Annotated in this window: 10 protein-coding genes; 7 read left to right on the forward strand and 3 right to left on the reverse strand. The window is 58.0% G+C overall.

The window, feature by feature from the left end:
* Window positions 1-12 precede the first annotated feature (12 nt).
* From ACZK5G_RS09685 to galE, 3 genes are all read right to left on the reverse strand, one after another.
* The gene (locus ACZK5G_RS09685) at window positions 13-822 is read right to left on the reverse strand and encodes an SDR family NAD(P)-dependent oxidoreductase (RefSeq protein ID WP_478466193.1); all 810 of its coding nucleotides are present in this window, start codon (window positions 820-822) and stop codon (window positions 13-15) included.
* Between the two features lie 40 nt (window positions 823-862).
* On the reverse strand, window positions 863-2,395 hold the full coding sequence (gene amaB / locus ACZK5G_RS09690) for an L-piperidine-6-carboxylate dehydrogenase (RefSeq protein ID WP_478466195.1): 1,533 nt from the start codon (window positions 2,393-2,395) through the stop codon (window positions 863-865).
* A 158-nt stretch (window positions 2,396-2,553) separates the two neighbouring features.
* The gene (gene galE / locus ACZK5G_RS09695) at window positions 2,554-3,591 is read right to left on the reverse strand and encodes a UDP-glucose 4-epimerase GalE (RefSeq protein ID WP_478466196.1); all 1,038 of its coding nucleotides are present in this window, start codon (window positions 3,589-3,591) and stop codon (window positions 2,554-2,556) included.
* A gap of 464 nt (window positions 3,592-4,055) precedes the next feature.
* On the opposite strand from galE, the gene ACZK5G_RS09700 reads away from it, so the two are divergent.
* From ACZK5G_RS09700 to ACZK5G_RS09730, 7 genes are all read left to right on the forward strand, one after another.
* Window positions 4,056-5,390, forward strand: a complete 1,335-nt coding sequence (locus tag ACZK5G_RS09700; protein WP_478466198.1) for an undecaprenyl-phosphate glucose phosphotransferase — start codon at window positions 4,056-4,058, stop codon at window positions 5,388-5,390.
* A 150-nt stretch (window positions 5,391-5,540) separates the two neighbouring features.
* Entirely contained in the window at window positions 5,541-5,975 is a 435-nt protein-coding gene (locus tag ACZK5G_RS09705; RefSeq protein WP_277779055.1) for a low molecular weight protein-tyrosine-phosphatase, read from the forward strand.
* 58 nt (window positions 5,976-6,033) lie between these two features.
* Window positions 6,034-8,244 carry a polysaccharide biosynthesis tyrosine autokinase gene (locus ACZK5G_RS09710; RefSeq protein WP_277779054.1) on the forward strand — a complete coding sequence of 737 codons (2,211 nt, stop codon included), beginning with the start codon at window positions 6,034-6,036 and terminating at the stop codon, window positions 8,242-8,244.
* Between the two features lie 110 nt (window positions 8,245-8,354).
* The gene (locus ACZK5G_RS09715) at window positions 8,355-9,605 is read left to right on the forward strand and encodes a hypothetical protein (protein WP_478466199.1); all 1,251 of its coding nucleotides are present in this window, start codon (window positions 8,355-8,357) and stop codon (window positions 9,603-9,605) included.
* 39 nt (window positions 9,606-9,644) lie between these two features.
* A complete protein-coding gene (locus tag ACZK5G_RS09720; protein WP_478466200.1) occupies window positions 9,645-10,778 on the forward strand; it encodes a glycosyltransferase in 1,134 nt (377 codons plus the stop codon).
* Window positions 10,775-11,953 (forward strand): glycosyltransferase family 4 protein, encoded by a 1,179-nt coding sequence (locus ACZK5G_RS09725; RefSeq protein WP_277779051.1) that lies wholly within the window; start codon window positions 10,775-10,777, stop codon window positions 11,951-11,953. The genes ACZK5G_RS09720 and ACZK5G_RS09725 overlap by 4 nt, the downstream gene beginning before the upstream one ends.
* 11 nt (window positions 11,954-11,964) lie before the next feature.
* Entirely contained in the window at window positions 11,965-13,431 is a 1,467-nt protein-coding gene (locus ACZK5G_RS09730) for a lipid II flippase MurJ (RefSeq protein WP_478466202.1), read from the forward strand.
* The last annotated feature ends 138 nt before the right edge of the window (window positions 13,432-13,569 follow it).

Raw genomic sequence — 13,569 nt, forward strand, 5'->3', positions numbered from 1 at the left:
GGAGTGCCGGTGTCAGCCCATCAACACCTGGCCACCATCCACGTTGAGCACATGGCCGGTGATCCAGCGCGCCAGCGGCGAGCACAGGAACAGGGCTGCATCGGCGATCTCGCGCGGGTGGCCGAAGCGGCCGAACGGAATCTTCGCCAGCGTGCCGTGGTACAGCGCCGGGTCTTCGGTGCGGCGGCGGTCCCAGAGGCCGTCATCGAACTCGATCGAGCCCGGTGCGATCGCATTGACCCGGATCCGGTCCTTGGCCAGCGCCAGTGCCTGCGAAGTGGTGTAGTGCGAAAGCGCGGCCTTGGCGGCGGCGTAGGGGGCGCCACCGGGGCGTGGCTGCTGCGCGGCGATCGAAGACAGATTGAGAATGCAGGCGTCACTGGACGCGCGCAGCCAAGGCAGGGCCAGGCGCGATGCACGCACGGCCGCCATCAGGTCGATCTGCAGGCTGGCGGCCCAGCCGTCCTCGTCGTCGGCCATGCCGTAGCCGGTGGCGTTGTTGACCAGCACATCGATGCCGCCGAGCGCGTCGGCGGCGGCCTGCAGCCACGCCTGGATCTGGCCGGGATCGGCCAGATCGGCGGAAAATGTGTGCAGTTCGAAGCCCTGCGCCCGTGCATCGGCGCGCAGGCCATCCAAGCCGGCCTGGCCGCGGGCGCAGGCCGAGACCTGCGCACCGGCGCCGGCAAACGCCAGCGCCATTTCACGGCCAATGCCCTTGCTGCCGCCGGCGATCAACACGCGGCGGCCGGTGAAATCAATCACCGGCTTGCCAGCCTGAAGAGCCGAGCCATGCTCGGCTGCATTTCCTGCGGTGTTCATGGCGCATCCTGCCGAGCATGGCCCGGCACTACAGATAGCGTTACAGGTCGAACTTGATGCCCTGGGCCAGCGGCAGCGAATCCGAATAGTTGATGGTGTTGGTCTGGCGGCGCATGTAGACCTTCCACGCATCCGAGCCGGACTCGCGGCCACCGCCGGTGTCCTTCTCGCCACCGAAGGCACCACCGATCTCAGCACCGGACGTGCCGATGTTGATGTTGGCGATGCCGCAGTCGCTGCCGGCCGCCGACAGGAACTTCTCGGCGGTCTTCAGGTTCTGGGTGAAGATCGAGGACGACAGGCCCTGCGGCACGCCGTTCTGCATGTCGATGGCTTCGTCGATGCTGTCGTACGGCATCACGTACAGGATCGGCGCGAAGGTTTCGTGCTGGACCACGGCGTCGCTGTTTTTCAGGCCCGAGACGATCGCCGGCAGCACGAAGTTGCCAGCGCGGTCGATGCGGGTGCCGCCGGTTTCGATGGTGCCGCCGGCCGCCTTGGCCTGGGCGATGGCATCGAGGAACTGCTGCACGGCGCCATCGCTGTTCAGCGGGCCCATCAGGTTGGCGGCATCGGTCGGGTCGCCGATCTTGCCTTCCACCTGCTTGTAGGCCTTGACCAGCGTGGCCAGCACGTCGGCATAGATCGAGCGGTGCACGATCAGGCGGCGGGTGGTGGTGCAGCGCTGGCCGGCGGTACCGACCGCGCCGAACACGATGCCCGGCACGGCCAGCTTCAGGTCGGCGGTTTCGTCCAGGATGATGGCGTTGTTGCCACCCAGCTCCAGCAGGCAGCGGCCGAGGCGGCGCGCGACCTTCTCGTTGACGGTGCGGCCAACCTGGGTCGAGCCGGTGAAGCTGATCAGCGGCACGCGGCGGTCATCGACCATCTTCTCCGACAGCGTGGTGCCGGCATCGTTGATCAGGAAGAAGATGTCCGGGAAGCCGGCTTCACGCAGGGCGTCGTTGCAGATCTTCAGCGAGGCGATGGCGGTCAGCGGCGTCTTGTTGGACGGCTTCCAGATGCACACGTCGCCGCAGATGGCGGCCAGGAACGAATTCCAGCTCCACACCGCGACCGGGAAGTTGAAGGCCGAGATGATGCCGACCAGGCCCAGCGGGTGGTACTGCTCGTACATGCGGTGGCCGGGGCGCTCGGAATGCATGGTGTAGCCGTACAGCATGCGGCTCTGACCCACGGCGAAATCGGCGATGTCGATCATCTCCTGCACTTCGCCGTCACCTTCGGGCTTGCTCTTGCCCATTTCCAGCGCAACCAGCGAGCCCAGGGCGTCCTTGTGCTTGCGCAGTGCTTCGCCGCAAAGGCGCACGGCTTCACCGCGGCGCGGAGCCGGCGTGGTGCGCCAGATCTTGAAGGCTTCCTGGGCGCGGGCGACGACGGTCTCGTACTCGGCCTCGGTGGTCGCGCGGACCTGCGCGATCGGCTCGCCGGTGGTCGGGTTGACCGGGGTGATCAGCTCACCGCTGGTCGCGCTCGACCACTCCCCGTTGCCCAGGTACGTGCCAGCGTTGATCGCGTCCAGGCCAAGGGACTTGAGCAGCTCGGAAGACATGCAGACTCCTGTGTTTCGTTACGTTGTTTGGCGCCATCGCGGGCAGGTGGGGGACGCGATGAACAGAACCGCCGATGGTAGCAGAGGGAGGTTGCTGGGCTTTGGTGCGGTGCGGGGTGAAACCGCACCGATAGGCCACCCCTATTAGGGGTGCCTGTTCAGGCAGGCAGGGCTTCGTCCAAGCTGCTCGCGGTGTCAGGAATGGCCGGCTGTGGCGACCATGCGGGAGGATTGCGATGCCACTGCCAGGCACTGGCGATGATTGGTGCCAACTCGGTCCAGCGCGGCTGCCAACCCAGAATCTCGCGAGCGCGGGCAGAAGACGCTACCAGGCTGGCCGGATCGCCCGGGCGTCGTTCCGCCATCTCAAACGGAATTTCGCGTCCGCTGACCGCTGCCGCGGCTGCAATCACCTCATGGACGGAGAAACCCTGCCCATTGCCCAGATTGAAGGCGTGCGCACCGGGCGTGTGCTCCATGTACTCAAGTGCCAGCGCGTGGGCTTGGGCCAGATCCTGCACGTGCACGTAGTCACGCACGCAGGTGCCATCGGGTGTTGCGTAGTCATTGCCGAACACTTTCATGGCGTTGCCGATGCCCAATGCGGCACGCAGGACATTGGGGATCAGGTGGGTTTCGCAGGCATGGGCCTCGCCGATGCCGTGGTCGGGCAGGGCGCCTGCGGCATTGAAGTAGCGCAGGCAGGTTGAACGCAGGCCGTAGGCTGTGGCTGCGTCAGCGAGGATCCGCTCTGCCATCAGCTTGCTGGCGCCATAGGGGTTGATGGGCGCCTTGGGGTGGTCCTCATCGATCACATCCGACTGTGGATTGCCGAATACCGCAGCGGTGGAGGAGAACACGATGCGATCGATGTTGTGGCGGCGCATGGCGGCCAGCAGGTTCAGTGTGCCAGTGACGTTGTTGTCGTAGTAGGCATAAGGATCCGCAACGGACTCACCGACCAGCGAGCGGGCAGCGAAGTGCATCACGGCATCGAACTGGCGACCATGGAGAGCGCGTTCGAGCGCTTCGGGATTCAGCAGGTCGGCTTCCAGCAGTTCGCCCCAACGGACCGCGTCGGGGTGGCCCGTGGACAGGTTGTCGAGCACGGTTACGGAGTGGCCGGCCTCGGCCAGGTACTGGGCCATGTGGCTGCCGATGTAGCCGGCGCCGCCGCAGATGAGGATTTGCGACACGCATCTTCCTTGTTGCGAAAAAATTCGTGGGAGTCTAGCAGTGCTGATGAGTTCGACGCCCTCAATAGGAGTCGATCAGTGGCAGCTATGACATAAAATGACGCATTTGGACGCATTTTGATACATTTGTAATTCGTAATAATTATAAGCACTTAGGTGGTTTTCCGACGGTGCCGTGGGGGTTCTCCCGACTTGAGGTTCCTATCTTTTGCCCTTCGCTTCATTCACAATTCCTCCACATTTAATTGACGTTGTCCGGACAACAGCGTGCTGGCTGGGGAGCCCATGCACGTGACGCCGAATCCTTCGGAGTCGTGTCGAGCGGATACTGGAGAAGTGCTTTGCTACATGGATCAGTAGAAGACCTTCCTGCGGAGCGGGCCCGCGCTGGCCGTCGTCGTGTCGAGGCCCGAGCAGCCCTCGAGCTTGGGCTGCGCCTGGGTGATCTATTGCTGCTGCCAGGAATGGCGGTGCTTTCTCACATCCTGCTCTATGGCGCAGGCGCGCCGGATTCGTCCCAGCGAATCGTGTTCGGTGCGGTGATCCTCAGTGCCATCGTCTGCTTTTCGGTAGCGCCGGTCTATCGCAACTGGCGTGTTAGGGGCCTCCTGGCGGATCTCTGGTTGCTGCTGCTGGCCTGGTCGTCCACCTTTGCTCTGTTCTCGATCTATGTGGTCATCGTTGGGGTGGCCGACGCTGTTCCATCCAGTTGGCTGGTAGGGTGGTATGCGTTCGGGCTTGCTGCAATGGCCTTGTTGCGTGTGTTGCTGAGGGTGCAGTTGCACCGCTTGCGCTCGCGTGGGATGGATCGAGAGCGCATCCTGCTGGTCGGGCTGCGCGCGCCGGCATTGAAATTGCATCGCCTTCTGCGCGGCAAGCCGGAACTGGGCAAGGAAGTTGTTGGCTACTTTGCTAGCACCGGTGACATTGCGACCCGGCGTGGTGGAGACGCGCCACGTAGGCTTGGTGCGTTAGCCGAGGTTCCGCTGTACATGGATCAGCATAGGGGTGAATTCGATCAGGTATGGGTGTCAATGCCCATGGGGCACGCGGCAGCAATCAAGGATATGCTCAAGCAGATCGAGCGTTTTCCCGTGCCGGTGCGCCTGATTCCTGACACGACCGGCCTGGGGGCGCTCAATCCTGGGGTGCATCAGGTGGGCGATGTGCCGATGATTGGCGTGCGCCAGGGCCTGTCGGACCATCGATTCCGCCTGTTCAAGCGGATCGAGGACATCGTTGTGGCGGGACTGGCGGTGATCTTGTTGGCGCCGTTGTTTGCTTTATTGGCCCTCGGCGTGAAGCTGAGTTCGCCGGGGCCGGTGTTGTTCCGCCAGAAGCGCCACGGGTTGGGCGGTAAGGAATTCTGGATGCTCAAGTTTCGCTCCATGCGCGTGCATGCGGAGGGCGCAGGGCAGATCACTCAAGCGACGCGGGGGGATCCTCGCGTGACCCGATTCGGTGCCTTCCTGCGCCGCAGCAGCCTAGATGAGCTCCCGCAGTTCTTCAATGTTCTGGGTGGGAACATGTCGGTGGTGGGGCCGCGGCCGCACGCGATCCAGCACAATGACCACTATGAACGGGTGATCGAGCGCTACATGCATCGTCACTACGTCAAGCCCGGGATTACCGGCTGGGCGCAGGTCCATGGGTTGCGGGGCGAGACGCCGGAGCTTCGTTCGATGAAGAAGCGTGTCCAGTACGACATCGATTACATCCGGCGCTGGAGCCCGACGCTAGACGTGCGGATCATCGTGCTGACGGCGCTGAAAGTTCTTGGGCAGAAGTCGGCGTACTAGAGGGCGATTTCTGGAACTGCGACGTAATCCCATGAATATGTTGGCGATTTCATCGCCTGTAATGCACTTGTAAGGTATGCTGTGCGGCTGCCGCCGGCCTTGGGTGTTCTGGTCGCGTGCGCCGCAAGGAATGCCACAGGATCCAGGCCAGTGTTCAATAACGTTCTTTTTGTATGTGTCGGCAACATCTGCCGCAGTCCCTCCGCAGAGGTGATGCTGCGCCAGGCGGTCCAGGGCAAGGGGATCCAGGTGTCCTCCGCGGGTCTCGGTGCGCTGGTTGGGCATAGCATTGATGCCACGGCGCAGGAGTTGCTGGTGGAGCAGGGCATGGATGGCCTGGCCCATCGCGCGCGCCAGATTGATGACGCGATCCTAGGAGCTGCTGATCTGGTGCTGACCATGGAGCGCAAACACGTGCGCCGGATCTCCGAGATCGCTCCGCAGGCATCCGGGAAAACCTTTCTGCTGGGCAAGTGGCAGCAGGATCGGGAGATTCCCGATCCGTACCGCCAACAGCGTCCGGCGTTCGAGCATGTTTACAAGTTGATGGCCGAGGGTGTGGAGAGCTGGGCGCGGCACCTCTGAAGTCCCGCTGCGTATTCCAGTCCTGTAGCCCTTTCCCCGCATTGAAGACCCCCAATTCATGACCACTGAAGCCCGTACCTCCGCACCGGAAGACAGCGACGAGATCGATCTGCGCCAGCTGCTTGGAACCTTGATCGACTACAAGTGGTGGATCGTCGGCATTACCGGGCTCTTTTTCGTGGTTGCGGTGGCCTATGCGTTGCTGGCCACGCCGATCTATCGTGCGGACGCAATCGTCCAGGTTGAATCGAAGGTGCCTTCGTTGCCAGGCCTGTCGGATATCAGCCAGTCGTTGGGTATGGGCACTGGATCTGCAGAGGCAACCACCGAGATCGCACTGATTACTTCGCGTTCGGTGGTCGGTAGTGCGGTCGATGCGTTGAAGCTGGATATCACCATCGAGCCCAACCGCTTCCCGCTGCTGGGCGGCTACGTTGCGCGCAAGGCCGAGCGCGCAGATTCGGAAGCTCTGGCTGATGTGCGCTTTGGCATGAGCCGTTTCGGCTGGGGTGGCGAGAAGCTGGAGATCTTCCAGCTGGACGTGCCGCGCGCGCTGCAGGCGCGACCGATGACGTTGGTCGTCGGCGAGAACAACAGCTATGAACTGTTTGACGAGGATGACAATCTTCTATTGAAAGGGCAGGTCGGCAAGGTCGCGAGCGGGAAGGGGGTGACCGCGCAGGTTGCCGAGATGCGCGCGCATCCGGGTATGCACTTTGAAGTGTCGCGCCAGCGCCATCTGACGGTCATCAACGATCTGCAGAAGGACATTGCCGTGAGCGAGTCCGGCAAGGATTCTGGGATCCTAACCTTGGCCTATGAGAGTGCCGACCCGGTCCTGGCGCAGAACTTCCTGCAGCAGGTGGCGCAGGCTTACGTCCGCCAAAATGTCGAGCGCAATTCGGCCGAAGCCTCTGCGCAGCTGACCTTCGTCAAGGAGCAGCTGCCGAATGTCCGCAACCAGGTGGATGCGGCGCAGAAGGCGCTGAGTGCCTACCAGACGCGTGCGAACTCCGTGGATCTGACCCTGCAGACCAAGGGGCTGCTGGATCAGGAAGTGGCCGTGGAAACCAGCATCCAGCAGCTTCGCCTGCAGCAGGCGGAGATGGATCGCAAGTTCACCCGTGACCATCCAGCCTATCAGGCGCTGATGCGCCAGATTGGCGAGCTGGAAGGTCGTAAGAGCAGCTTCCAGGGCCAGGTCAAGCAGCTTCCGGAAGCCCAGCAGGAGCTGCTGCGCCTGACCCGCGACCTGCAGGTCAGCAATGAGATGTACACCGGTATGTTGAACCAGGCTCAGCAGTTGGACGTGGCCCGTGCCGGCACCGTTGGCAATGTGCGTATCGTCGACGCTGCCGAGGTCGATGCCACTACGCCGGTCAAGCCGCGCAAGGCGGTGGTGGTGCTGATCGGTACCGTTCTGGGCGCGTTCCTGTCGGTGGCGCTGGTACTGCTGAAGCAACTGCTCAATCGCGGCGTGGAAGACCCCTCGCAGATCGAAGAGCTGGGTCTCCCGGTATATGCCTCGATTCCGGTTAGTACGCAGCAGCAGACCGATTCGGTGCGCGGTAAGTTCCGCGCTGACGGCAAGTTGCATCTGCTTGCGGTGAAAGACCCGGCCGACCTGGCCATCGAAGCGGTGCGTAGCCTGCGTACCAGCCTTCACTTCGCGCGTCTGGAAGCCAAGAACAACATCGTGTTGATCTCTGGTGCGAGCCCCAACGCCGGCAAGACATTCGTGTCTTCCAACCTCGCGGCGGTGATCGCGCAGGCCGGGCAACGTGTGCTGATCATCGACGCCGACATGCGCAAAGGGACCCTGCACAGGGCATTGGGAGCTGCGCAGACGCCTGGTCTGTCGGATCTTTTGGTCGGCAAGGTTGACCGTTCGCAGGTGGTGCGAAGTCTGCCAGGCCTGGACAATCTGAGCTTCATCGCGCGTGGTGACGTTCCGCCGAACCCGTCGGAACTGCTGATGCATGCCAACTTCACCACGTTGCTGGAGGAGCTGGCACCGCAGTACGACTTGGTCATTGTCGATACGCCGCCGATCCTGGCAGTTACCGATGCTGCGATCATTGCCCATCATGCCGGTACCTGCCTGATGGTGGCGCGCTTTGGCCTCAACCAAGCGAAGGAGCTGGCGCTCGCCAAGCGCCGCTTTGAGCAGAACAACGTACGCATCAAGGGTGCGATCTTTAACGCCGTTCAGCGGCGTTCCGCTGGTTACTACAGTTATGGATACTACGAGTACAAATCTGTGACGTGAGGCGGGACTTGCTTTAGTCCGCTGCTGGATGTAGCTGCGGCGTGCTTTCTAATCGCGGCGCCCAATCTGCGCGGGGAACGCCCTTTTGGGGCAACTAACGAGATCTGCTAGTGGAAATTTCTAATGGCGAGGAATTGAGATTTTTGCCGTCTCAGGTCGTTGCAGAAAAAGGGGATTTTCTTCAGTGGGCTGTACTGTTCCATTTGTGGACGACTGCCTGTGCGGGATTGCTGAAGTATCTCGGTTTCCTTGTTGGTTTGCCATACTTTCATCTTGCTTCAAAAATCCTTCTTCTTTCTGTTGCGCTGGTCCCGCTTGCCCTGTTTAGGTTGCGGACGGGGCAGCTTGCTGTAGTCTCGGTTATTTTCTTGTGCCTTGCTAGTTCACTTCTGCTGAATGGAATTGCGCAGGTGATGATGGGGTTCTGGGTTCTTCTTCCATTCTTTTTTGGGATGATTTTTTATCAGTCTGTTCTCAGTCACTGGATGTTGCGGAAGATCAGGATTCTGTTGGGTGCGGCAATTACATTTCAGCTGATAAATTATTTTATTGTCTTTCCGTGGGAAGGGCTTACGATCGAAATTGGCGGAATTTCATCGCTGGTCGGGCGGGAGTGGTCTGATGGCGGTGTTCGGCGTTTGGCTGGCTTATCCAGCTCGTCTATCGAGTCTTCTTTGCTCATCGCAGTCTTGGGTTTGCTCGTGGCCAGCACGGAGCGTCGATCTTTGATGCGCGTCCTTATCGTGCTGTTCGTCTTTATTTCCATTTATCTCAGCACAATGAAGACAGCTGCACTCGCATTTGCAATTTCCTCGATTCCGATCCTTTTGAATCGCAGGGTGGTTAGGCGCGCTCTTGGGTCATTCATTGTTGCTGGGTTGATCGTCGGCCTATTACTGCCGTTCTATATGTATTCAAAGGGCGCGGCAATCCCTGGGGGCGGGGGATATGCAAGCTTGCACGATAGGTTCACCGTGGTCTGGCCGGCAGTTATTCAGTATGGCATTGCCAATTCTGGCATGTTATTTGGCCTCGGGGTTGGGGGGTTGGGGGCATCAATGCAGCTCGGTGGCGGCGGATTTGCGTATGCCTTCGTCGATAACCTCTACCTTTATATGATCTTTGTGGGTGGAATCTATGGGGTTGCTTTGATTGCAATGATCTTTACAGCAGTTTTGAAGTTGACGCTTGCGAGTCGAGAGTTGTTCCTCGCTTGTGGGGGCACTGTTCTCTTTTTTATGGTCATCTACGGTATTACGCAAGTCCCGGCAGAGAGCTCGGTAGCTGCAATTTTCTTGGGTGCAGCAATCATGCGGCCGTTGGCGGGCAATAGAGCGCATGCCATCCGCGTGCGGATTTGATTATTGCCTGCATATTAGAAAGTTATTAGGAGACGTTTGATGAAAAAGCCTAAATCGTATGCCGTCTTTAGGCATGAGCTCTTCAAACAATCCGAACCATTCATTAGGGAGCAAGCCGACTCCGTCCCTGGCTGGACGCCGTTTTATACTGGCCGCACGCGTTCTGCACATCCGGATGTCAATTCGTTTGCACTCTGGGATGATACGAGAATGGGGGCCTTTTCTAAAGGATGCCAGTCGATTCTCAGGTCCAGTAAGGGATACATTGAGCCACTGCGTGATGCCAGTGTAGAGTTGATTCATGCACACTTCGGCGTGGAGGGGGTCTATGCCGAAGGCTTGGCTAAAGAAATGGACGTTCCCTTAGTGACGACCTTTCATGGCTATGATGTAACGCTCAAATCTTCCGAGCTATTGCGCTCGATGAAGCCGGCATGGATTAACTACGTTCTATTTAAATCTGGTCTAAAACGCAGGGGGAACCTGTTTGTCTGTGTTTCTCGCCATATTGAAAGAATGGTTCTTGAAAGTGGCTTTCCTGAGGGGCGCGTTGTAACGCACTACATGGGGGTGGACGTCGATGCCTTCGCATATAAGCCCGTAGCGGAACGATCGGGAAATTACATTCTCCATGTAGGAAGGCTGGTGGAGAAGAAAGGGTGCATAGACCTCATCAATGCATTTCGCCTGATCCATCGTGGGCACCCTGATGTTCGCCTTGTAATTGTTGGTGCGGGACCGATGGAGAGACGTATAAGGGATCTCGTGGATTCGTCGGGCCTTTCGTCTCATGTGGATTTGCTGGGGGGGGTCCCTAGAGAGCAAGCCCGAAAGCTGATGGAGAATGCATTAATGCTGTGTCAGCCAAGTAGAACGGCGGCAAATGGTGATACTGAAGGTCTTCCGATCGTTCTCATGGAGGCGGCAGCTACAGGCACTCCCATAGTTTCAACTTTTCATGCGGGAATTCCAGAGCTTATAAAGCAGGAAGTGAATGGTCTCTTGGTTGAGGAGGGGAATGTTGGAGCTATAGCTGAGGCTATGTGTCACTACATTATCAGCCCGGCTTTCGCTTCAAGGGTATCTGCTCAAGCTCGCGAGATAGTCGAGGATTCGTTCAATGTGAAAGTGCAGTCGGCTGTATTGGGTCGACTCTATGAGGGGCTTCTGTGAGGCTTCTCATCGTTACTCGTGTTCTGCCTCATCATTCCATTGGTGGAATGCAGGCAGTTGCCTGGGATTTGGCAAGAGAGTTTGCTCGCCTAGGTCACGAGGTGGCCATTATCACTGCGGAGATTAGCGATCGGCCAGATACATTCTGGGACAGTGGCGTAGAAATTCGCGGCATGAAAGGTGTTGCATGGCGGCGATACGGTGCGCGATGGAGGCGAGGACTTCTGGATGCCTGCCCCAGGGAATATCTGCTGTCCTTTGATGCGATTCTCGGCGTCAGTTCAGCCGCCAGTCCCTTCCTCGATTTGGGGCATGATGTTCGGAAACGCATCCATATGCAGGCGCATGGGACATCATTTGGCGAGCTGGTTTCAAAATGGAGATCTCGTCGCGCGATTGAATTGATTAAGTCTCTGAAAAATCTAGTCAATCTAATCAAAGATTTGCGTGATTATCCACGATATGCTTCTGTTGTTGCAATCGGTCAAGCCGTTGTAACTGAATTTGGGCGTTTCCCCATTGCACTCGTATTGAGTGGAGAAAGAGGGGCTTGTCTGATTAGCAATGGGGTTTCAGAAGAAACATTTCGGTATGATTCTGAGCGAGCTCTCCGTCTTCGAGAGTCAATGGGCTGGTGGAACTCGAAGGTAGTAGTTACAGCGGCGCGCTTAGACGGGCAGAAGGGGATCTACCAAGCGCTGGATGGCATTGCCGTTGCTTTGAGGGATGATTGTTCTGTTCGGTACCTCATTGTTGGTGATGGACCAGAACGGGTTCGTCTTCAGAGCAAGGTGCGTGAGCTGGGTTTGGAGGACTTTGTGCATTTTGCGGGGGCGGTTTCGCGAGATGAAATGGTGGATTACCTTTCGGCCGCTGACGTAATGCTGTTTACGACAGTTCGGGTCGAGGGTTTGCCAATGAATATTCTCGAGGCATTGGCGTGTGGTCTTCCTTGTATTGTTTCGCGTCATGTCGTCCAGCAAGAGCGGCCGTCGGAAGCTATAGAGGAGGTGGATCCCCACGATCCTGCGAGCGTTGCACGAGCTGTTAAAGTGATTCAACCAAGAATGGATCGTACTAGCTTGCTGCCGGAGCGCTATTCATTGCAGTATGCTGCACTGAGTTATTTGAATTTGTTTTCTGGTGCCAGTAGATCGAAGGGCGAAGTGCAATGATACGCGCGGCCTTGAAGCTCGCAACAGGCTCTGTCATTGGGAAACTGTCGGGAGTACTTAGGGAGATTTTACTTGCTACAGCTTTTGGAACCGGTGCGGTAGCATCGGCGGCGCGTGCATCCCAAACGGCTACGCTAGTTCCTGTAGAGTTCTTCGCCGCTAACGCGCTGTCAGCGGGATTTCTGCCTTTATACTCTTCCATTGAAAGAGAGGGCAGAGAGAGAGTTATAGGTTTATTCTGGGCAGTTCTTTCTATCATGGTTCCGATCTCCTTTGGCATTCTGTTGATGCTGCTGGTTTTGGCGGAATCCTGGGTTTCTGTAGTGGCTCCGGGGTTCGGTCCGGAGGCCAGGGGCCTAACGATAGAACTTCTTAAGGTGTCTGCGTTGGGCGTTCCATTTTATGTGGCTGGGAATTTGCTTTCATATCTGGCGATGGCCAATGGTGAGTTCTCGTTGGCTTCGATGCGCGCCACAATACAGAATGTCGGCATGATTCTTGGAATTGCGCTTGCATGGTGCTTCTCGGATTTTTCCTTGATTGCGTGGGCGTTCCTGTGTTCCTATGCACTGTATTCTGCATTGGGTGTTCGGGCTGCTTGTGTTGGGAGCTGGGCCCCTGTCTCAATGCTAAGGCGCGAATACTACTTTGATTCGATGTTTAGATTTCTTCGCGCAATACGACCCTTGCTCCTTCTGCCGGTCGTGCTTCAAGCAGGGGTAGTGGCGGAGCGCGCGATTGCTTCATTGATCTCTGACTCAACCGTGGCTGCGCTTGGGTATGCAAAGTTGATTACTGAGACTGGAGTGCTTCTTCTTGCGATGCCCTTGGGCCTCGCCGGTTTGGCCACAATGGGGTCAATGACGGCAGTTGAGTTCAGGTCAGTGCTTGTGAAGGTTGTTTCAGCACTTCTGATTGTCACGGTTCCGATCTCGTTCATTCTGCTGCTGCACGGAGAGACGCTTGTGCGACTCCTATTTCAGCACGGGGAATTTGGTGAGAGTTCAACCGCTTCGACCGTTTCTATTCTTTCATCTATGTCTGTAGGGCTCTGGGCGCAGGTTGTAAGCTACTTTCTGGTTAAGGCCATGAGTGCTCGGATGCGCAACGGTATGGTCGTGGCTTTTACGATGATATCGGTTGCTGTACAAATTCTAATTAGCTTTCTTCTCTACAAGAAGATTGGTGGAGTGGCATTGGGTTGCGCGGCCGCGGCAGCCTCGGTGCTCTTGACTTTTATGTGTTGCTGGAATTTGGGTGTTCTTGGTGATTTCTCGAAATGGCTATTCCCCATGCTCATGATTGGGGGGGGGCACGTGGCAGCAGTTATGACGCTCCCTCATCCAGGTGTTGGGGAGCTTGGTGTTGCTGGAGTATTCTGTGGGTATTGGGTCCTGGCGCTTCTTCTTTGGAGACGGTCGCGCACAGTTGCTTTTGGTTTGATTCGCCGATCGCTGGGGAAGATTTATGACAAATAGGGATGTTATTTTGCTTTCCACGGCGGATTGGGATAATCCATTCTGGACCAATAAGCAGCATGTTGCATGTGAACTGAGTAGGCTTGGATATCGAGTCTTGTATGTTGATTCGGTGGGTCTCCGAAGGCCTTCTGCTTC

The organism is Stenotrophomonas sp. 62841_Sma, from assembly GCF_056482945.1.